This is a genomic window from Ruegeria halocynthiae (assembly GCF_900106805.1).
Classification (GTDB): domain Bacteria; phylum Pseudomonadota; class Alphaproteobacteria; order Rhodobacterales; family Rhodobacteraceae; genus Ruegeria; species Ruegeria halocynthiae.
In genome coordinates this window covers 50,617-72,454 of sequence record NZ_FNNP01000013.1, presented here as the reverse complement: position 1 = coordinate 72,454, position 21,838 = coordinate 50,617, and the positions used below count along the sequence as shown (strand labels likewise).

Here is a 21,838-nt window from a genome sequence, read left to right as displayed (position 1 = left end):
GGGAGGAAACAATGAAGAATTTGATTGCAACCACGGCGATGGCAATTTGTATTGCTCTACCGGCTGCTGCTGAAAGCTATCAGCCGGACCCCAATGCAAAACCTGGAGGTAATATCGTCATTACCTATAAAGATGATGTGGCAACACTTGATCCCGCAATAGGCTATGACTGGCAAAACTGGTCCATGATTAAGTCACTCTTTGATGGGTTGATGGATTATGTTCCGGGTACAACGGACCTGCGACCGGGACTTGCGGAAAGCTACACTATCTCGGACGATGGTATGGTTTTCACTTTTCAGTTGCGCGCGGGTGTGAAGTTCCACAATGGACGTGAAATGACGGCAGAAGATGTCGTCTATTCATTGAACCGCGTGACAAATCCAAAAACGCAAAGCCCAGGGGCTGGTTTCTTTTGGTCCATCAAAGGGTATGACGCGGTCGCTAGCGGCGATGCTGAAACGCTTGAGGGTGTGACGGCCATAGACCCGTCCACAGTGCAGATCGAGTTGAGTCGCCCCGATGCAACATTCCTGCATGTCATGGCGCTGAACTTTGCTTCTGTGGTTCCGCAAGAAGCGGTTGAGGCGGCCGGAGATGACTTCGGCAAAAAACCAGTTGGAACCGGCGCCTTCTCGCTTGGTGATTGGACGATCGGTCAGAGCTTGGTCTTCGCCAAGAACCAGGACTACTGGCGCGATGGCATCCCCTATCTTGACCAAATCACGTTTGAGGTTGGTCAGGAACCCATTGTTGCATTGCTTCGTTTGCAAAACGGTGAAGTTGATGTGCCTGGCGACGGAATACCGCCCGCAAAATTTCAGGAAGTGATGGCGGACCCCGCACAGGCTGATCGTGTTGTCGAAGGCGGGCAATTGCACACTGGGTACATTACCCTGAACACGCAAATGCCGCCGTTTGATAATGCAGTGGTCCGGCGCGCCGTCAACATGGCGATCAACAAAGAGCGGATCATTCAAATCATCAATGGGCGAGCCGTTCCAGCAACACAGCCTCTGCCGCCAAGTATGCCCGGCTATACAGACGGCTACGCTGGGTATGCGTTTGACCCGGAAGCAGCCAAAGCGATGCTGGCAGATGCGGGCTTTGCCGATGGGTTCGAAACCGAGCTGTACGTCATGAATACAGATCCAAATCCACGGATTGCACAGGCAATCCAGCAGGATTTGGCCAGTATCGGGATCACCGCCGGTATTAAATCTCTTGCGCAAGCCAACGTTATCGCTGCCGGAGGTGAAGCTGACCAAGCGCCTATGATCTGGTCGGGCGGCATGGCATGGATCGCGGATTTCCCGGATGCGGCCAATTTTTATGGCCCGATCCTTGGTTGTTCCGGCGCTGTTCAAGGCGGTTGGAACTGGTCTTGGTATTGCAACGAAGCGCTTGACGCAAAGTCGACAGAAGCGGACGCGATTGTCGATCCCGGCCGCGCTGATGAGCGGTTAGAAATGTGGAGCGAAATCTACATGGAAATCATGGAAGACGCGCCATGGGTGCCAGTATTCAACGAACAACGCTACACCATGAAATCTGCTCGCATGGGCGGTGCAGATGCGCTTTACGTGGATCCGGTCTCTATTCCTGTCAACTATGACTATGTGTTTGTGACGGACTGATGTGTAACGCTTGTTCCTACACAATCCACAATTATCAGCACCATTTTGGCTGGGACAACTCGCTTGTCCCAGTCGAGACGGTCTCACCTGGTTCAACGATTGAATTTCGCTGTGTTGACAGTTCTGCTGGGCAACTGACTGCTGACAGCACTGTGAAAGACGTCGAAACGCTGGATTTTGGTAAGATCAATCCGGTGAACGGGCCAATCTACGTTGAAGGCGCTGAACCTGGGGATGCGCTGAAAATCACAATCGACAGCTTTAAGCCCTCTGGATTTGGCTGGACTGCAAACATTCCTGGTTTCGGCTTACTGGCTGACCAGTTCACCGACCCTGCTTTGACGTTGTGGAAATATGATCCCAACACGATGGAGCCTGCCCTGTTTGGCAAACACGGGCGTGTTCCCCTAAAACCCTTTGCCGGAACCATTGGCAACGCGCCTGCCGAACCGGGGCTACATTCGATTGTGCCACCCAGGAATGTTGGGGGCAACTTGGACATTCGTGACCTTTCGGCAGGTACAACACTTTACCTGCCCGTCGAGGTTGCCGGAGCCATGCTGTCCGTCGGAGACACACATGCAGCACAGGGCGACGGTGAAGTATGCGGAACCGCCATTGAATCGCCTATGGATGCTGTAATGACCATAGATTTGGTGAAAAATGCGCAGTTGAAAATGCCTCGCTTCACCACCTCGGGCTCCGTCACACGGCACCTGGATGCCAAGGGGTATGAGGTCACAACAGGTGTTGGGCCTGATTTAATGACCGGAGCACGTGATGCGGTGATGGGCATGGTGGATTTGCTGTGTAGATCTCACAGCCTATCGGCCGTGGATGCCTATATGTTGGTGTCGACATGTGGTGACCTTCGGGTCTCAGAAATTGTTGATGCCCCGAACTGGATTGTGTCATTTTATTTTCCAAGGTGTGTCTTCGAATGAATAGTGAAAATACAACTCCCTTCAAGGTCGCTACCTCCAATTGCCCCTCGGGTACTGAACCCGTTTTGCGGGTCGATCAACTGGCGATTTCCGTGAACACTGAGAACGGTTTGAAACCCCTCGTTCACGAGTTGAGTTTTGACCTTCACCGTGGCGAAACCCTTGCTATCGCGGGGGAAAGCGGATCTGGAAAGTCCCTGACCTCATTGGCGATAATGGGGCTGCTCCCGCCGCCAGCAGTGCGTGTGACCGGCGGGTCAATCCATTTTGGTGACCAGGAGCTGACCACCCTTGGTGAAAATGCGTTCAGGCAGATCAGGGGCAATCGGATTGCCATGATTTTTCAAGAGCCGATGACGTCGCTGAACCCAGTAATGAAAATTGGTACGCAACTTGCCGAGGCGATTTGCGCACATGAAGCGATCTCACTGAAAGAAGCGCGCTTGCGCGCCCTGGAAGCGCTAAGGTCAGTACGCTTATCTGAGCCGGAGAAGCGGCTAAATCAATTCCCACATGAATTGTCAGGCGGGATGCGTCAGCGAGTTATGATTGCGATGGCGATTGCCCTGAAGCCTGACATTCTGATCGCAGACGAACCCACTACTGCACTTGACGTTACTGTGCAACGCGAGGTGCTTGATCTACTTCGGGACCTCCAACTTGAAATGGGGACAGCTCTGATTTTGATCACTCATGATATGGGTGTCGTGGCTGAAATGGCTGACCGCGTGTTGGTCATGAAAGGCGGGCATTTCGTCGAAGAAAACCATGTAGAGTCACTTTTTGCAAAGCCACAAAAGGTCTATACAAGAAATCTTTTGGAGGCGGTGCCCAAACTTGGTGATGGGTCAGGCGAGGCGCGAATGGGCAGGCCTGACGAAGACACACTGGTCGCAGAGTTGGAAAATGTCGTCGTACATTTTGACGTGCGTAGCGGAATCTTGGGGCGCGTCACCCATCGTGTTCATGCCGTTGAAAACGTCAGCCTGAACATTCGCAAAGGCGAGATTTTTTCACTGGTCGGAGAAAGCGGTTGCGGCAAATCTACCATCGCCAAGGCGATGGTCGGACTAGTGGATCATTCAGGTCGTATCCGTATCAACGGACATGACATCAGTCCGACATATGGTGCGATGTCCAATCAGACCCGCCGCGATATCCAAATGGTGTTTCAAGACCCGATGGCGTCGCTTGACCCTCGTATGCGGGTTGGCGAACTGGTCCGCGAACCTTTGGTGATACATGGCGTGGGGACACGACAAGAGCAAGACCAACATGTTGAATATTTATTTGAACGTGTGGGACTGGCGCGAGACCAGATCCAACGTTATCCGCATGAATTCTCCGGCGGTCAACGGCAACGTATCTGCATCGCACGTGCTCTTGCTCTTAATCCCAAGCTTATCATTGCAGATGAAAGCGTGTCGGCCTTGGATGTCACAGTTCAAGCTAAAGTTTTGGATCTGTTGAAAGAGCTCGTTTCTGAATTGGGCGTGTCTTTCTTGTTTATCTCCCATGACATGGCCGTTGTTGAAAACATCTCTGATCGCGTTGGCGTGATGTATCTTGGTCAAATTGTCGAGACGGGAAGCCGCCGACAAATTTTCGGATCACCACGTCATAGCTATACCAAAAGGCTGCTTTCCGCGGTGCCTACACCGGATCCAAGTCGAGAGCGCCAATCGTTGGCCCGTCTTGTCGGTGATGTTCCCAGCCCAGTCAAGCCCATCGCTGAACGGGTATCTTATGTTGAGCTGGTGGACATGGGTGATGGGCACCTGATTGCGCTGGAGGACACTATGAAGTAATCAGAGTTTGGATCTTGTTCTGCCCTCTGAGACAAAAAATTGCGCGCAATGGGCTTAGTCTTGCCGCCAATCCAATACGACTTTCCCTGGCTTGCCAGATTTCATCGCGGCAAATCCATCGGCGTAATCCTTCATCAAAAATCTATGTGTAATGACTCCAGAAACGTCCAACCCGTTTTGTAGCATGTTAATCATCTTGTACTAGGGTCAGGATTCATAACCAGTAGATGACTAGAGCCGCGAGTGCGATGGCTGATAGGAAGACCTTGGAACAACGATCGTAGCGTGTTGCCACGCGCCTCCAATCCTTGAGCCTGCCAAACATGATCTCGATGCGGTTTCGCCGCTTGTATCTGCGCTTGTCGTACTTTACCGGTTTCTTGCGTTGCTTTCGGCCGGGAATGCAGGCGCGTATCCCTCTGTCTTTTAACGCTTCTCGGAACCAGTCGGCATCATAGCCACGATCACCGAGCAGCCAGTCCACGTTTGGTATGCTGCTGAGCAGAGCCCGAGCACCGATGTAATCACTAACTTGGCCAGCGGTGACAAAGAGGTTCAAAGGCTGCCCTTTGCTATGACAGATGGCGTGCAATTTTGTATTCATGCCGCCCTTGGTTCTGCCGATCAGGCGGCCACGCCCCCCTTTTTCGCGGCCATACTGGTCGCGGTGCGGTGGGCTTTGAGATAGGTCGCGTCAATCATGACCGTCTTCTTTTCGCCGTGTTCGGCGGCGAGACCAGCCATCATCCGCGCGAAGATGCCTTTCTCGCTCCAACGCTTCCACCGGCTGTAAAGCGTTTTGTGAGGCCCGTAGGCTTCCGGGGCGTCTCGCCAGCGCAACCCATTGCGATTGATGAATATAATCCCGCTCAACACTCGTTTGTCATCAACCCGAGGCTTGCCGTGCGACTTCGGGAAGAAGGGGGCGAGCTTCGCCATCTGTTCGTCGGTTAGCCAATAAAGGTCTCTCATGTCACCGCTCCGTTTTGGGAGCCGTGAATCACGCAACGCAGCGAAAATCAATGCATCCTGACCCTAGGGTCAGCCTCTGGAGGCGAACTCACACGATTGGTATCTAATCGGACTTTTTCGCGAGTTTCTTAAGCGTGTATCCTGTGTTCTTCCTGCAAAACGCGCTTAGGGCGCGCATTGATGTGAAACCCAGCTCTTCCTCCATATGTTCCCCATAGTCCATGTTGGACAGTCGGACGAGAACAAATTCTATGCGCGCTTCTTGCACGACTTTTCGGTAGCTTTGCCCTTGTTCCGATAGACGTCGCAACATTGAACTTCGCGAGAGACCCAGAATTGCCGCAGCCTGATCAACCGAATGGATTTTTGGGAAGCTGTCAGAAACGAGTTTTCTTAGTCTAAGTAAGGTTTGATCAGTAGCAGCGGGCAACCGTGCCGTTCGATGAATCTCTTCTAACAACACTTTATTCAACTGATCGTTCCGATAGCCAACACTTTGCCCGACCAGTGAGTATGGATATAGAGTATATGCTTCTTCCGGATGGCAGCCAAATTCGATTTTGGTGCCCGCAATTTTTAGAAGCGTATCTGAGAAGCCTTGCTTCGGCAGGCTTGTTTTGTACCTGATCAACTTGGCTTCCTCCGGAAGATGCCGTTTGTAAAACGCGGTTTCCCCCAAAATCAGCAACGTGATGAAAATATCCCAGTGCCGGTTCGTAATTTCGATCGCAGGTCGGACTTTTAAGACCAAGCCTTCCGCTACTGGCTCGAAGGTGGCGGCGAACACAGGAAGATAGGCGGTTTCTTTGGATAAGACATCACGAAACGCAGTGGCGATGTCTACGCTGGTCTCAAGATAAGCTGTCAGTAGCTGATGTGTACCGTAATGCCAGAGGTTGGTCGCCAGCAATGGCCAGTGTTCACCTATCTTGCGGTCTGCAACATCAAATGCATATAAAAGCTCATCCAAGACCAGCTCGGATTGAAGGTCCGCAAGCTCTGGTAAATCGTCTTTCAAAAGCTTGCCAAACTGGCTTCGGAATTGAGCGCGAAAGAAAGATGGAAAAACAATCTTGGGTTGTATATCGCTGTTCATGAATCCCAATTGAAAACGCACATACTCGTAACTCTTCCTGATCCGGATGGGGTGAGTGCGTCCCCTCCTACCTTTTTTCTGTTCGCTTCCCCATGCTACACCGAAAAGAGCCTATTTGAAGCAAAAGTCGGAAGTGACACGCTGGGGTGGAAATGTTGAAGTTGAATTTTGTCATGAATCTGGCAATTGCTACTTAATTAGTACAATCTTGCCACATTTTGTGCGGGTGTGATCTGTGCTGTTAAGAAACAGCCTCAATTTCCGAATCAAACCAATTCGTGCATTTTGCAAACAGAAGCAAAAATCAGTCGGTCTTGGTTCTTATTCGCCATCAATTTGATGAGACTTTGGGCGCGGTTTGAGACTCAGCGCGTTGATTTCGGTGAATCCACTGAATTGTTCAAGCATCCCGCTTTCGACGAGCTAATCTATTGCTGTCACGGTTTTCCATTGTTTCGGGGAACTAATGGGAGTTTGCATTTTGCCGGTCCGGTTTGGCGCCGTTCTATTTTCGATCTGATCTGAGAGGTCGAGGATAGTTCCATAAACTGAACCAACAATCTTCACTTGATTGGGCCGAGAATGTGAATTGCAACTGAGGTGTATGAGTAATGAATGACAATCTTCTTTTCTTAGATGCAGCAAAGGCAAGTTTCTCAACGCGGCGTTCCTCACATGATCCGGTAGCAGCCGATAACTTGAGCGGTTCAATGATCCGGGACTACGGCGACCTGCATGATGAAACCAGAAGTACAAAGTACATATCGACTGATGCAGCCAAGACGCTTCTCGAAGAAGAGCGGAAGCGAACCATGCTTTTTGCAATCCCCTTCAAGAAAGCCAGCCTGATACGCCCACTTTGGACGCTAGAAATCCACAATGACAAGGGTCCGCGATACGTTCTTCAAAGTCGCAGCCAGCGTAGCAGGCCGATCTTAGCAGGCACCCCGAGCGGTGTGTATGGCATCGCGGCCGAGATTGGGGCCGAACAGGTGGTTCTGTGTATGCCCAAAGAGTGAGCAATCAGAGATGCACAGGGGTGCGCATCGCTGACTTAGCAATACGAAAATTGGGTTTGGTTTCAGCGGCTTGGGTGGTCGCGAAAGGGAGCAAATAGATGACAATTAGAAAAGACGTACTCGTTTACAGCACAACAGACATGGCGGGGTCATTCACCGTTGGTGGAACGCTGACGATGGTTGGTCAACCGGATGCCATGACATTTACGGATGACGAATTTTCCTTATGGCCCGCCGATTTCGGTGCCGGCGTCTCCGTTGATTCCAACCAAACGCTTTATGGAACGCTAGAGGGCACGCAGTTCTCGGGCAATAACGGAACCACGGATGCATTTGAATTCGAACGTGCCTTTCTGGTCGAAGACAGCAATGGCGTTCAGTTTAGCATTTATGAGATCAATAACACATTTTTGGGTGGCTCAACAGTTGGCTATGTATCCGAGGTAACTCTTGACCCTGATGAGACCTATACGATCAAAGAGATCGACGTTTCAGTAAATGATCCCGGGGGCGACAGTTCCACTTATGCGGCAGAGCCGGACTGGGATGACTTGGCCGGCCAGGTAAATGGCGCTTCTGGAGATGATGTCATCAATGTTGGATACGTGGATGGCGACGATGACGTGGTCGATGGGAGTGATGGCGACAATGACGTCATTTTTGGCGGTGGCGGCAATGATACAATTAACGCCGGTGAAGGAGATGACGTTATCTATGGGGATAACGATGCCCCCCTTCCCGCCGGTACAACAGAATACGTGGTTCAGGGTTTCATCCGAGATCTGAACTTCGAGTTGACCGGTGGGGACTTTAATGTCGCCGGAAGTGGCACCAGTTTTGATGTGTTGGGTGATCCGCTGGAAATTCGCATCATCGACAACGACAGTGGCGCCGGCGACGATGCTATCGCCAACGAAACGCCAGATGATACCGATCAACTGATCGAGATTAACGGCGTTCTGTATAACTTCGTCGCGGATTTTCAGCTGGAGTTTCTGGGTAGTGATGGCGTGGTCTATACCATGTTGGTCATCGACGCGGATCGCGACGGGGATGGCGTACTTAGCGGATATTCAGGTGCTTACCCAGATCCGGTGGGTGACGCACACTATGAAGACGGGCAGGTGCTGCTGCCAGTGGGGGCGGTTCCGCCTGCTGGAGTTACACTCACGATAACAAGCACGCCTCTCGTTCAGGCAGGTAACCCTGATTACACGAGCCTGAATGGTGGGGCTGTCGTCACGGACTATGATGACACCATAGATGGTGGCGCAGGTGATGACACAATATTCGGTGGGGAAGGCAACGATACCATTGATGGCGGTGCAGGCCGCGACATCTTATCAGGTGGCGATGGCGATGACACTTTCGTACCGGGTCCCGGCCATAACACTATTAAAGATTTCAATGTTGGCAATAGCGGGTCAATCAATGACGGACTTCTGAATAACGATTTTGTTGATCTGTCAGGTTACTACAGCGAAGCGAATTTCCTTGCAGCGGTCGCCGCGGGTCATATTGATCCTGCGGTCATCGAAAACGAGCTGGAATGGCTGCGCGCCGATCAGGCCGACGGCGTTCTGAATGACACCTTTGCTGGCTGGGATGCCAACAATTCGCTCACCATTCTGGATGGTGCTGGTGTGCCCGTCGACCCCGCTGACCTGACCACTGACAACACCAATGTGAATTTCAGCTTCTTCAAAGCCGATCCTGACGGGATTGTTGACGGCGAAGAGTACGGCGAAACGATGGGTCTGCTCTATGACGATGCAGGGCAGCTAACCGACGGGGGCGGTGACATCATCGATGGGCCGGACGGTCTTGATGACTTCATTTTAGGCAACGGCGGTGATGACAATATCTTCGCCGGTTTGGGTGACGACGAAGTCTATGGCGGTGACGACAACGACACAGTGGACGGGGGTGACGGCAATGACCTTGTGTTCGGAGACGCCGGTGACGACACGCTTATTGGTGGCGCTGGCAATGACGAGCTTCAGGGTGGCACCGGCAATGATGATCTGGAGGGGGGGGATGGTAATGACCTTCTCTTTGGTGACGCTGGCATCGATACAATTAGCGGTGGCGGTGGCGATGATGAACTTGCGGGCGGTGCTGGTAACGATGATTTGGACGGAGGCGTTGGCAACGACCTGATGTTCGGAGACGCCGGTGACGACAATATGACCGGTGGGCTTGGAGATGATACCCTGGTTGGCGGTACCGGAGTTGACATCATTGATGGTGGTGCCGACAACGACCTAATTTTTGGGGGCGCTGGCGACGATGTTCTGATTGGCGACGACGGCAATGACCAACTTCAGGGTGGTGTTGACAATGACATTCTGGCCGGGGGCGACGGCAGCGACATCCTTTTCGGTCAGGATGGCGACGACACGCTGATCGGTGGCGCAGGAGTTGACACGCTTGTCGGCGGTGCTGGCAATGACGATATGGACGGCGAAGATGGCGACGACCAGCTGGTGGGGGGCTTGGGAGACAACCAGGCCACGGGCGGCGCCGGGAATGACATATTCTACTACACCGCGGGTGAGAATCTCGATATCACCGACTTCGGATTGGGATCGACCGATGCGGATGATGGTGACGGTACGAACAATGATTTCGTTTATCTGGCGGACTACTATACAAATCAAGATGAGTTCGAACAGGACCTGGCCGATGATGGTATCCTGAACCAATCTGCAGGTGACTACACTGATAACAGCACTATGGCTGGAGGTGAGATCACTGGCTTAAGCGGATTGAATGGTATCAGCGCGTCGTCCTTGCTTGAGCAAACAGGGGTGCCCTGTTTTGTCCGCGGCACCCGCATTGCGACGGTCAAAGGCCTGATCGCGATTGAAGACCTGAAGGTGGGCGACAAGGTCATTACCCGAGACGACGGCGTACAAGAAATCCGTTGGATCGGGTCAAAGACCGTACCCGCCAAGGGAAAATTTGCGCCTATTAAGATCTCCGCAGGTGTGCTCGGCCCGAACGATCGGGACCTATGGCTATCTCCCAATCATCGTGTGCTTCGAGTTGGCGGGGACAACAATCTATTGTTCGGTACCGATGAGGTGTTTGTTGCCGCCAAGCATTTGGTTGGCCAGCACGGCATCACCCAAGAAGAGGGCGTTGGTGTTCAGTATTTCCACATGATGTTCGATACCCATCAGGTCGTGCTGTCCAACGATATCTGGACGGAAAGCTACTACCCTGGCCACGAAACGATGGGGAAAGATGCCGGGGTTCGGGATGAAATACTCGAACTGTTTCCCGAGCTCGCGGGATCTGGAGGACTCTCCAACTACGGAGACACAGCACGTGTTGTTCTAAAGGCCTTTGAAAGCAGTCTTGTTGACTTGAAGCCGGCGCTCCTGGCGGGCTGATGGTCCTTTGAAGGCGGCGCAGAGTATTGGGTTCTCTTCAGTCGATTGTTGCGAAATCAAAACAGTAGCGCGCGCAGAGGCACCTGAGTTGCGGCGAAGTAAAAATGGAGTTTTGTATGAAGAAAATCTTGGCTTTGGCGGGGCTTTTCATCTTACCGTTTGGAACAGCAAACGCTCAGGAACCTCACGTTTTCAGGAACCCCTGCGAACGAGGCTCACTACCACTGGTCGGTACGATAAATCATGTAAAGCGACAGTTTGTAGTCCATTTGTTGGAAGCCCGCTCAGAACTGTCACTTGGGACTGCTGAGTTAATCGGACATCAACTTTGTGAAGATCTGTTGCTCGTCAATGACTCTGAAGGTCTGACAAGGCGCTCAAACAGCCTTTTGGCTTCGTATGTAAAATCTCATTCAAAGTAACTCCATAGTTTAAGGTTCCATTTCCATCTCTGCGGCCACCACTCACAACGGACTACGCCGAAATGCGCCATTTTTCCGATTGGCGTTTGGAACCAGCTTCATCCGCATCTTTCGAAGTCATTTTGGAACGTGCGGATGAAGCATCTATTGTGCCTGGTGGCGTGCGTAGAAGCTGAAGAAAACTACCATTGAAGCTCTTACGTCTTTAGTGTGGCTCCAAGTCAATGCAGTCGCTTTTGAGTTCAAAGCAACAATCTAGAGATGCAATAAGAAGCATACATCGCAGCGTTCGCGGCGCGAGCAAAAAAACCGCATAGATTCGCACACTGCGATTTCGCTTGTACTGAATTGCAGCGAAAGACGGCAATGACGGGCCGCACTGCAGCAGGTTAGATTAGTCTTCAAGATCTGCTTTGGACCGTCCTCATCGCCGCAGTCTGGGCCCTCCAATAAGATACCGAGGTTGCTCCGATGGCGGCAACGAGCCCATTCTTACAAATGCTGCGCAGCGCCTAAACTGGTGCGAAGCGACAAGACAGGACGTTTGAACTTGGCAACAGCAAGCACTTGGGTTTGCACTAGTCGTCAGTTAAGAATCTTGCAAAGACATTTTGCAATACCCGCGAAATGTTGTTGTCGTAATTATTCCAGGGCAGACATCCGCAAAATGTAATCGAGCCTGTCGCAAAAACCGATCCGCCGCCGGGATATGTGCAATAGATCATGTCGGCGTGTTTCGCCTCGGCCTCGCTACTGCCTGTTAAATTGGTCAGGTGGGTCAACTGCTCCTCGGGGACCAGCATAAAGTTGTCTTCGACCGTGACAGATCGGGCCAGCAGGACTGCATTGTCTGGCGTTCCGATGTGGCTATCCATGTGATCCAGTTCGAACCCTGCAGCACCTTGCCCGGAAAAACCAAAATCGCCGATTATTTCGCCGTCAACACCTTCAAATACCCAGTCGTATGCCGGATCGGTTGTGACACGCTTATAGGGGTCAGCAACGAATTCACCCTGAGCCGCAAAGCCAATACCGACCAGGTCCTGCGGAGCGCGACCGTTGCGGCGCCACAGCCCACCATAGCTGCCATCAAAGGCATTATAGTATTCTCCGGGTTCAGCGGCCCATGCGCGAATACCGTCCTCTGCCCGGCGGATTTCCAGCATGCTCTCATTTTCGCTGTGCACCGCAATGCGCCAGTAGAACCCATTGCCGCCAAGGTATGCCAGATGGCCGCCGCCATCGCGATAATCGCGCAGGGCGTTCAGGCTTTCCTCAGTGTGATATTCCGGGTGACTTCCTGTTGTGACCACTTTGTAGCCTGCAATCGCGTCATGGCCATGGATATGCAAATCGTAGTCGGTCACTAGATCATAAGCGATGCCTTTGGCGTGTAACCAGCTGAGCAGATGACTGTCGGCCGGGAAATGACGCAACCCGGAACAAGGCGTTCCACCAAAGGTCAGAAAACCGGGGCGCAGGTTGAACAAGGGGCGACGGTGCGAGGCATTGCAAATTCCCGAACCATCGGAGTGATAATTGTAAGTCGATAGGCCGTATTGAGGAAACTCCGCTGGGTTGTGAGGATAGGCATCCCAATCCGCAATCTGTTTCTTCCACGAAGGATGATAGTCGGGTCGCGCGTGGTTGCCATAGATAGCATAGGTGAACGTTGACATCAGAACACATAGGTCGGCGTGCCGCTCGCCCAGCGGTGCGCAAACAAAAAACGGGATAGCATCATGGTGACCGTCACATTCCAGACGCATGATGTAGACGCCGGTAGGCATGTCATCGGGAATGGTAAACGTGAAATCAGTATCCCAGTCAAAATCGTAGATATCGTCGTCATGGAAGTGGATAGCGCCATAATGATCTGGCCGATGAGACCAGTTCATTTCGGTTGCGTCCCAGTTCGAACCGGTCATTGCGCGGGTCGGGAAGTTGACCAGCGACAGGTCTGGACCGGTTTTAGCAGGCACTGTGACTTTCATCATCGACAGTGAGAAATCCCATTCACAAAGCGTGACATTGCCAGCCGTAATTGAGGGCGCCTCGATCTTGCCGTTGAAATGTTGGGTAGCTTCCCCGTCGGTCAAAAGCGCACCAACGGTGGGTAAGCCGGTCAGGGCGGTAACCCGGGCTGGCATTCGGCCTGTAGTTGGACCGGTCGCGTATCTGCCTAGCGCCTGATGTGACAGGACCAGGTGTCCGGCCTCAACGCGACCTTCAATCCTGTGCCACTGGCGCAGTTTCACAGGCATGTCCGTTGCAACGTGATCCGCGCCGGACCGGAAACAGGCTGCCCCATTCGCAGCAATGCAAAGATCGAAATCACCGCAACTGAGAATGGTTTGCGCTCTGTCGCATCGTTTTGTCGGGAAAATGGTCGCGGAGAAGACCAAGCTCGCCCCTGCTTCAGCTGAGATGTCTGTTGTTCCCACCCCGTAAGATCCGGCAAAAAACCGACGATGTACCGATGCAAACTCTCTCGGCGCAAAATAGGCTGATGCGTCTTCCTCGACGATGCCGGGGCCCTCGGGATTTGGGTCGGCACTTATCGAACGGGTCAGCCGTGCCTTAAACGGGGTGTCAGACAACGACGACACTTTGAAGGCAAGCACCTGACCCGGACGGGCGGACAGGTGATCGACATATCCGGCCAGCGGAAGGTCTTTGGAATCTACACTCATCGGGAAGGTCCATATACAAGATCAGGAAGGAAGGTGACCCAGTCGGACACGAAGACCAGCAGGAATATCATCAGAATGTAGGGAATCAAAAGCGGCAGAACACCCACTGATATTTCCTCAATCGAGATCTTTGATATCCGCGCGGCAACGAACAGATTGACGCCTATCGGGGGGGTAAGGAACCCGATTTCACAAGTCATCACTGTGAAGATGCCAAACACAACCGGGTCGATGCCAAGGCTTGTCACCAATGGGAAAAACACCGCGGTAAAGATGATGATCTGTGGGATGCTTTCCAGCCACATGCCAACGATGATGTAAAACACACCGATCATCAGCATGACCAGCCACGGATATTCAACCAGACCTTTGAACAGGCCAAGCACAGCGTCAGGGATGTCAAAGATGGTGACAAGCTGTCCGAACGCTTTGGTCGATCCAAGGATGAAAAGAACGGTGCCGATCACGATGGCCGTGAACTTGAACGCATGAAACAGTTTGGCAACCGTCAGCCCGCGATAGATAAACATGCCAACAAAGAGACCGTAGGCCACGGCCACGCCTGCTGCCTCGGACGGGGTAAAGATACCGGCATAAATACCGCCAAGGATGATGACCGGTGCCATGACCGCCCATTTTCCTTCCCAGAAGGCTTCGAGAAGCGGGCCCCAGCGGAACTTTTCACCCGTGCCGCCATAGTCATTTTTCAAGGAGATGACAAAGACGACGACCATCAGCATCAGGCCAAGAACGATGCCCGGAACGATGCCCGCAAGAAATAGGCGCGGTATGGACACGTCGGTGACAAGCGCAAAGATAATAAGCAGGTTGGAGGGTGGGATCATGCTTCCCAACGCGCCGGCGGCCGCAGCGATGGCGCCGGCAAACCGAGAGCGGTACCCTTCTTCCTGCATAGCCGGAATAGTGATCGAACCGATGGCGGCTGTAGTGGCGGGGCCGGATCCGGACAGCGCTGCAAAAAACATACAGGCCACAACCGTGACAAGACCAAGCCCGCCTTTGTAGGCACCAACCAGTTTCTGGGCGATGTTGACCAGCTTTTCCGACATTCCGCCCTGTTCCATCAACTGACCGGCCAAAACAAAAAGCGGGATGGTCACCAATGGGAAAGGTTCAAATGCGGTCCACGCGGCCTGCGCCATCAGCGTCATGGGGATGTCGGCAACATACAGGCCCGCCACAGTGGCGATACCGGCGGCAAACGGAATGGGGACGCCAATGGCCATGGTGACGACAAAGACTGCTGCCATTACAACCGGGCCATTCGCGCCATTTGTGACTGCCATAATCAGGCTAAGGATCAGCAGTGCCAGTACAGCAATGGCTGTGTAATTCGTACGCGGAGCTCCGCTTTCAACTTGGGTCATAGCGGCAGTCCTTTGAAATTTTCACGGCTCCAGCGCCAATAGACCTGGGCTATGCGAAACAGCATCAGGCCAAAGAGGATCGGAATGAACATTTGTATCCAGCGCTGCTCGATCCCCAGTCCGGGTGTCTGAAAGGTGACGCTGAAAAGCAGGTTAGTGTACTTGGTTGTTTGAACGATCATAAAGACCACGAACGCTGTCCAAAGCGCATCCGCCAATACGATGCATCCCACCTGTGGTTTGCGTGGCAAGCGGCTTACCAAAAGGCTGATACGGATATGCGCTCGTTCACGCGTAGCCATCGTCGCCCCAAGGTAGACTGCGAAGATCATGCCATAGACCGCCGTTTCCTCGGCCCAGGCAGCAGCGGAATGAAACACAAACCGCATGATTACCTGCATCAGAACAGACCCGACAACCACACAAAGAAAGATCGTACACAGCACTTCTTCGAAATACCGATCCAGTTTGGCCAGCATAGGACACCTCAATTGTGCGGATTGAATGACGGGCTGCAACAGCTGCGCCGCAGCCCATAGATTTTGGTGACGTTTTGATTATTCCGCTGCGGCGCGGATTTCCGCTACCAGAGCTTTGAAATCATCGCCCTTATCTGCCGAATAATTGTCCTGCACACGCTGACCGGCCGCGATGAAGTCTGTGCGGTCAAATTCGGCGGTTTTCATGCCGCCTTCACCAGTAAGGAATGCGCGGATTTCGTCAACCTGACGGGTCATTTCCTCCTTCTGGAAAATTCCGGCGTCGCGCGCAGCACGCATCACAGCGTCGCGCTGATCGTCGTCAAGCTTGCCCATGATCCGGTCGCTGGCAAACAGTGGCGAGAAATAGGTGAAATGCTCAAGAACCGTGAAGTGCGGCATGATTTCATAGAATTTCTGTGACTTGATGAATGAGGTGCCGTTGTCGGCGCCTTCGACAGTGCCAGTTTGCAGCGCGGTGGGTGTATCGGCCCATGGCAGCGGAATTGGTGCAGCGCCGAATTCGGTAAACGTGTCAATCATCACCTGATTTTTGGGTACGCGCACCTTAAGCCCCGCCATGTCCGCCATCTCGGTGATGGGCTGGCGGGAATTATAGAAGTCGCGATCGCCGACAAAGCCAAAGGTCAGCAAATGAACGTTGGTGGCTTCGTGAAGTTTTTTCGCAAAACCCTGACCGACTTCACCCTCGAGGACACGATAGGCGTGGGATTTGTCTTCGAAGATGTAAGGTAGAACAAAAGCATCCATCAGCGGAAAGTGCGGTGAAATGTTATTGCCGGTGATGATGTGCATGTCGACAGTGCCCAGCTGCATCGCCTTGAACGCTTCGTCTTCGCCCATCAACTGGCCGCAGCAACGGACTTTCACATCAATGGATCCGCCTGAATATTCTTCGGCCAGTTCCTCGAATTTGTTGGCAAGAACAGCATATGAGCTGCCTTCGGCGGCCGCATACCCAAGGTTGATGACGACGTCGCCAGCAAGGGTAGCTTGCGAGGTGAGAACGAGGGCGGATGCCGCCGTGAGTGTTTTAAGGGCTTTCATTGGTTTCTCCCGGTTGGTTTTTGGGTGATCTTTTTTTGTTATTGCCCCGAAATATCACAACTTGTATTGCCGGTATAATATCACTTTGGTACTAATTGATGCCGGAAAAGCATTATGAAATTTGGCCTCAGACATATCCGATATTTCATCGCCGTCGCTGAAGAGCTCCATTTTCGGCGCGCTGCTGAACGTCTTGGCGTTGCTCAACCGGCGCTAAGCCGTGCAATTCAATATCTGGAAAGAGAGTTGGAAGTGACGCTTTTTGTGCGCTCCAAACGTGAGGTTCAGATCACCCGCGCCGGGGAAACATTCCTCAAAAGCTGTCGCGGCGTTGTCAATTCCATCGGTCATGCGGTCGAAACCACACGGATGGTGCATAGTGGCGAAATGGGGTCTTTGCGGATTGGGTACACCGACATGGCCATCGCCGGACAGCTTCCCACTTTGCTGAAAGAATTTCAGGAGCAGCGGCCAAACATCGTCTTGCGGCCGCATCACGACGTTACAGTTACCCAGCTGAAAAAGCTGGATGAAGGCGAGCTGGACATTGGGTTTGTGACCGGCCCAATCAGCCGAACTGGATATGAACAATGTCCTATCCAGTCCGAAAACTTCGTCTGTATTGTCTATGAAAGTCATCCGCTTGCAGGGCGAAATAGCATTCGTCTCGAAGAACTTGCACACGAGGATTTCGTGCATGGTTCGTCAAAAGACTGGGAGCAATTCTATTCGTATCTGTTCCCGCTTTGCCGCAGGTCAGGGTTCGTTCCGAACATCGTGCAGGAAGCGTTCAACTCTGCGGGCATTCTGGGGTTGGTTGCCTGCGGGATGGGCGTAACCATCCTGACCGATAGCGTCAGCAATTCTATCAGCTCCGGCTTGGTCGCTATTCCGATCGAAGACGTCACAGAGCAGCTTCAGACAGTGGCGTTCTGGAAAGTTGGCGCCGAAGATGGTGCAATGGATCTGTTTGTTGAGTTTCTTCAACAGCACGACGTTCACCGCTTTCCGGCGGACACTCCGAAAACGTACTGAAGGATTCGGAACAGGGATGCTGCCCGAAACGCGAACTTTTCACATCTTCCTCCCAGAAGATTTGGGGGTGATGCGCCATAAACAGACATTTATGCTGCCGCAGCGAATTATGCTGCCGCAGCGAATTCGCCGTTTGTCCGCAGACTCCCAGTTGGTTGTCGGCTAGATTTTGCATCCGCAGCGAACGGCGGGATTGACGGGCTGCACCGGGGCATCTGATGCCCCGAACGGAGGGCAGCTTTTGGGCCGTGTGATAAGTTATTAGCGGGGCAGGGACCCTTTCTGCAACGGCACCGGGGTCCGTTGTGAGCCCAAATTGACTGATACTGCGATCGGCATGAATGTCAGCTTTGCGGACCTCTTACACAGCTGTTTCATAGTCGCATACGGGTTGATCAACTTTGCCCTCGACGAGGTTTTCGTGAAGATCAATGGTGAGGCGCGTAACTTGTGGCGCGCCGTGGATCACGAATGCGAAGTGCTGGAAAGCTTTGTCAAGAAGCGCGGTGATCGCAAAGCAGCGTTGAAATTCCTCAGGAAAGCAATGAGGCGGTACGGTCAGCCTGATATTGTCCTCACGGATCGGCTCAGGTGTTACGACGCTGCTATGAAGGGAATCGGCAATGCCCAGCGTCGGATAACACTTGAAAATCCCATGTCGATCACTCCATATCTCCCTGACCAAATCCGTCGGGGTAACGTGTTCACATGGGTCAATTCTTAGTGGAAATTAGGGGGGGCTACCGGGTCACTTCTCAGCGGAAATCAACAATTCTTCTGTCCACAATCACTTCAATCAGGAAAGTCATCTCTACTCACGAGAAAATTTCAAACGTAACCGAACCGTGGCTCTCACCGAGTGGCGGCAGCTTTGTTCCGCATAGGTTCCGGGATCAGGCGGCATACTGAGACTGGTTCGAAATTGTCTGACAACATCACCTCGTGCACAAAGCATTTGTCAAAAATCTTAGGCAAAAACCGCCCGACCTCAAGCGATCGTCAATAGGTCGCCTAGTTGTTTCCTGATTCTCGTGCTATTGTTGCCCTTACGTTATTACGAGTTGCTAAGGTGAGGCAGAAAAAATGGTTGTCTATTATGGCTATCAGAATGCCATTTTTGGGACGCAAAGCACAGTCAACGGCTCTGGGTTTAACTACAACTTTGTCCCGCCCGTTGGCAGCACTTGGAGCTGGTCTGGTACAAGCACAAACTTTGCGGTCAAAGAAAACGACGGTGCCGTCAATTTCAACGGCGACGTGACCAACGAACAGGTTTCGGCACAGGAACAAATTGGCGGTGTCTGGGCGCAGACAGTCGAGATCGGCGGGACCGATCGTCAGGTTATCTGGGACTATACTTTTGAAGTCACAGCCGCTGACGGAACTGTCTACCGCGTGGCGGTGATTGACGTTGATCTGAACAATGATGACGATCTGCAGGATGCTGGCGAGGACGGCTACTATCTGGTTTTTCCGGATGGAATTCCACCTGCGGGCACCGACCTGACCGTCGGCCCCATCGTGAATAACGACAACTCGACGGCGCATCTAGATCTGGGGGCTCAGGTGGTTTGTTTCACCAAGGGAACCTTGATCGAGACGTGTGCAGGCGCAACCCGCATTGAAAATCTTGAGCCTGGGGATCTGGTGTTAACGCAGACGGGGGACTACCAGCCTCTGATTTGGGTTGGCCAGACCACGGTAGCTGCGACCGGAAAGCTTGCGCCGATCGTGATTGCAGAAGGCGCGCTTGGGAACACGCGCGAGTTGGTCGTGTCCCCTCAGCACGGGATCGTGATCAATGACTGGCGTGCTCAGCTTCTGTTTGGCGAGGATGAGGTGATCGTGCGCGCGGTTGATCTTGTGAATGGAGGCACGATTTATCGTCGACCGGGGGGTATGGTTACATATTATCATGTTCTGTTCGAACATCATCAGATCATCTATTCTGAAGGCATTCCGACCGAGAGCCTGTATCCGGGCGTCGTGGCGATGGGTGCGGTCTCGGCTGAGTACCAAGAGGAGCTTCTGTCGCTCTTTCCAGAGCTGTTTCAGGAAGGGGTTTTCCGCGGCCCAAAAACTGCGCGTTTTCTTCGTTCTTACGAAGCATGTTGTCTTAAAACGTACTAGGTTCTGCGCTTCTGCGATCTCCCCGCAAGCACCAGACTGTAACGGGTTACAGTCCTTCAAAACCGCATTTACGCCCGGATGCGGAAATCGAAGTAGGTGTCGTCTTCCACCATAAAGAAAGTGCGATATTTGGCTCACTCGAATTGTAGTTCGTGCAACGCGGATGTGCCGCAAACTCTGGGGTCTAGTTGACGAGCCTGCGTGATTTGAGGTTTGTACTCTTAGAAAAGTTTTCGAACAGGTTACTTGAGCATGATCTCATTGAAGGGCTGTCATTTCCCCAAGGATGCGGTTTTGTACGCTGTGTACTTCTATCTGCGGTACACGGTGTCCTATCGTGACTTGGAAGAGATCATGGCTGAGCGCGGTGTCCGAGTTGACCATGCCACATTGAATAGGTGGGTTGTGAAATACTCGCCGATCGTCGCAGCGCGTGCGCAGTCAAAGAAGCGTCCAACGCTGAGTTCATGGCGCATGGACGAGACCAATATTCGTGTTCGCGGCAAATGGATGTACCTCTATCGGGCCGTCGATAAAGCTGGGAATACTCTTGATTTCATGCTGTCTGAGCGTAGGAACCGTCCAGCAGCAGCACGGTTCTTTGGCAAAGCGCTGGCTTCAAATGGAATCCCGAGCAAGATCGTCATCGACAAAAGTGGAGCCAACGCGGCGGGCATTCGAGAGGTGAACAGGATCCTGAAGCGGTTCGGTAGCCTAGCCAAAATCCAAACGGTCAAGTCCAAGTATCTGAATAACCTGATCGAACAAGATCATCGGTTTATCAAGCGTCGCATACGGCACATGTGCGGGTTCAAATCGTTCAGATCCGCATCAGCTACTTTGGACGGTATCGAAGTCGCCAATATTATCCAGAAGCGGCAATTCTCAAGCGATACGACTTCCGGCTTTCAGCTATTCGCCGAGATCGCAGGATAGGTGTGTCCAGTAAGTCGCTGACTTTGGCCGTTCCAAATGTTTGCGACACATCCGGAGCGGCAGCTGACCTACATCAACGAGGAAATCGCTGCCCAGACAATACTCACAAACAAAGGTCTCGCGCCGGCCAACCAGCTCAGGTCCCTGCAGCGTAATGAGGCGGATCTTTTGGGTCAGATTGCCGAGCACAGATCTGAACTAGCGCGGATCCAAAACTCCATCCGCGATACCGAGCTTGAGCTCTTACAAGGGCAGCGCCAGACGAAGGAGGAAGTGGTCACTCAACTCCGTGAGACGATCACTTCAATACAGGAACTGCGTCAGCAAATTCTAACGACGAGCAAGCAGCTTGACCGGGTCGACATCCGTGCGCCCAACAGCGGTCGGATACACGAAATGCAGTTCAGCACGATTGGCGGAGTGGTGTCGCCTGGCGGTTTAATCCTGCAAATCGTGCCGCTGAATGAAGGTTATGTATTACGTACAAGGATCGATCCAAGTGCCGTAGACCAAGTGTATATCAGGCAACCCACCAAGGTTCGCTTCCCGGCATTCAACCAGCGGACGACGCCAGAGCTTGTTGGGTTGGTGGCAGATGTTTCAGCATCCACATCGGTTGATGAGGCCACAGGCCTCTCGTTCTATTGGGTGACTGTATCCGTCGAGCCAGAGGAACTGGAACGCCTTGGTGATCAGGAGCTCATTCCCGGCATGCCGGTAGAAGCTTATCTGACCACGTCGGATCGAACAGTGCTGAGTTACCTGTCTAAACCTCTGTTGGATCAGGTGAACCAGGCTTTCCGCGAGGAATGA

The 21,838-nt window shown here is 52.7% G+C and carries 15 protein-coding genes and 3 pseudogenes; 11 read left to right on the top strand and 7 right to left on the bottom strand.

Features of this window, described 5'->3' with window-relative positions; genetic code table 11:
- The first annotated feature begins 11 nt into the window (after positions 1-11).
- The 3 genes from BLU89_RS19680 to BLU89_RS19670 are packed head-to-tail and all read left to right on the top strand — an operon-like array spanning position 12 to position 4,389.
- Positions 12-1,637 carry an ABC transporter substrate-binding protein gene (locus BLU89_RS19680; RefSeq protein ID WP_074739211.1) on the top strand — a complete coding sequence of 542 codons (1,626 nt, stop codon included), beginning with the start codon at positions 12-14 and terminating at the stop codon, positions 1,635-1,637.
- Complete coding sequence (locus BLU89_RS19675; protein ID WP_074739209.1) at positions 1,637-2,581, top strand: acetamidase/formamidase family protein; 945 nt, start codon at positions 1,637-1,639, stop codon at positions 2,579-2,581. The genes BLU89_RS19680 and BLU89_RS19675 overlap by 1 nt, the downstream gene beginning before the upstream one ends.
- A complete protein-coding gene (locus BLU89_RS19670; RefSeq protein WP_083347825.1) occupies positions 2,578-4,389 on the top strand; it encodes an ABC transporter ATP-binding protein in 1,812 nt (603 codons plus the stop codon). Before BLU89_RS19675 ends, BLU89_RS19670 begins: the two co-directional genes overlap by 4 nt.
- A gap of 54 nt (positions 4,390-4,443) precedes the next feature.
- On the opposite strand, the pseudogene tdh reads toward BLU89_RS19670, so the two are convergent.
- The 3 genes and pseudogenes from tdh to BLU89_RS19655 all read right to left on the bottom strand — a co-directional run.
- A pseudogene (gene tdh / locus BLU89_RS21820) lies at positions 4,444-4,590 on the bottom strand (L-threonine 3-dehydrogenase); the annotation flags it as partial.
- A 13-nt stretch (positions 4,591-4,603) separates the two neighbouring features.
- Positions 4,604-5,361 (bottom strand): IS5 family transposase gene (locus BLU89_RS21175; protein WP_143030633.1). Its coding sequence is split into 2 segments (ribosomal slippage): positions 4,604-5,037 and positions 5,037-5,361, totalling 759 coding nucleotides; the frame shifts between segments, so codons are not numbered across the junction.
- Between the two features lie 103 nt (positions 5,362-5,464).
- Positions 5,465-6,457: a helix-turn-helix domain-containing protein gene (locus BLU89_RS19655; RefSeq protein ID WP_074739203.1), complete on the bottom strand. Its 993-nt coding sequence runs from the start codon at positions 6,455-6,457 to the stop codon at positions 5,465-5,467.
- 611 nt (positions 6,458-7,068) lie between these two features.
- On the opposite strand from BLU89_RS19655, the gene BLU89_RS19650 reads away from it, so the two are divergent.
- Positions 7,069-7,476: a hypothetical protein gene (locus BLU89_RS19650; protein ID WP_143030631.1), complete on the top strand. Its 408-nt coding sequence runs from the start codon at positions 7,069-7,071 to the stop codon at positions 7,474-7,476.
- A 98-nt stretch (positions 7,477-7,574) separates the two neighbouring features.
- The gene (locus tag BLU89_RS19645; protein WP_083347824.1) at positions 7,575-10,874 is read left to right on the top strand and encodes a Hint domain-containing protein; all 3,300 of its coding nucleotides are present in this window, start codon (positions 7,575-7,577) and stop codon (positions 10,872-10,874) included.
- Between the two features lie 1,000 nt (positions 10,875-11,874).
- Here the strand turns inward: BLU89_RS19645 and BLU89_RS19640 are convergent.
- The 4 genes from BLU89_RS19640 to BLU89_RS19625 form a co-directional block, all read right to left on the bottom strand.
- Complete coding sequence (locus BLU89_RS19640) at positions 11,875-13,989, bottom strand: N,N-dimethylformamidase beta subunit family domain-containing protein (RefSeq protein ID WP_074739197.1); 2,115 nt, start codon at positions 13,987-13,989, stop codon at positions 11,875-11,877.
- Positions 13,986-15,377, bottom strand: a complete 1,392-nt coding sequence (locus tag BLU89_RS19635; protein ID WP_245709803.1) for a TRAP transporter large permease — start codon at positions 15,375-15,377, stop codon at positions 13,986-13,988. Before BLU89_RS19635 ends, BLU89_RS19640 begins: the two co-directional genes overlap by 4 nt.
- Positions 15,374-15,856 (bottom strand): TRAP transporter small permease, encoded by a 483-nt coding sequence (locus BLU89_RS19630; RefSeq protein WP_074739195.1) that lies wholly within the window; start codon positions 15,854-15,856, stop codon positions 15,374-15,376. The genes BLU89_RS19635 and BLU89_RS19630 overlap by 4 nt, the downstream gene beginning before the upstream one ends.
- 78 nt (positions 15,857-15,934) lie before the next feature.
- Complete coding sequence (locus BLU89_RS19625; protein WP_074739193.1) at positions 15,935-16,924, bottom strand: TRAP transporter substrate-binding protein; 990 nt, start codon at positions 16,922-16,924, stop codon at positions 15,935-15,937.
- 114 nt (positions 16,925-17,038) lie between these two features.
- On the opposite strand from BLU89_RS19625, the gene BLU89_RS19620 reads away from it, so the two are divergent.
- The 6 genes and pseudogenes from BLU89_RS19620 (at position 17,039) to BLU89_RS19595 (ending at position 21,838) form a co-directional block, all read left to right on the top strand.
- Positions 17,039-17,959 carry a LysR family transcriptional regulator gene (locus BLU89_RS19620; protein ID WP_074739191.1) on the top strand — a complete coding sequence of 307 codons (921 nt, stop codon included), beginning with the start codon at positions 17,039-17,041 and terminating at the stop codon, positions 17,957-17,959.
- Positions 17,960-18,362: 403 nt separating this feature from the next.
- A pseudogene (locus BLU89_RS21170) lies at positions 18,363-18,594 on the top strand (DDE-type integrase/transposase/recombinase); the annotation flags it as partial.
- 135 nt (positions 18,595-18,729) lie between these two features.
- Positions 18,730-18,843, top strand: a pseudogene (locus tag BLU89_RS21815) (IS6 family transposase); the annotation flags it as partial.
- A gap of 199 nt (positions 18,844-19,042) precedes the next feature.
- Positions 19,043-20,089 carry a Hint domain-containing protein gene (locus BLU89_RS19605; protein ID WP_074739187.1) on the top strand — a complete coding sequence of 349 codons (1,047 nt, stop codon included), beginning with the start codon at positions 19,043-19,045 and terminating at the stop codon, positions 20,087-20,089.
- Between the two features lie 252 nt (positions 20,090-20,341).
- Positions 20,342-21,025: an IS6 family transposase gene (locus BLU89_RS19600; protein ID WP_074739184.1), complete on the top strand. Its 684-nt coding sequence runs from the start codon at positions 20,342-20,344 to the stop codon at positions 21,023-21,025.
- Between the two features lie 36 nt (positions 21,026-21,061).
- Complete coding sequence (locus tag BLU89_RS19595) at positions 21,062-21,838, top strand: HlyD family type I secretion periplasmic adaptor subunit (RefSeq protein ID WP_074739182.1); 777 nt, start codon at positions 21,062-21,064, stop codon at positions 21,836-21,838.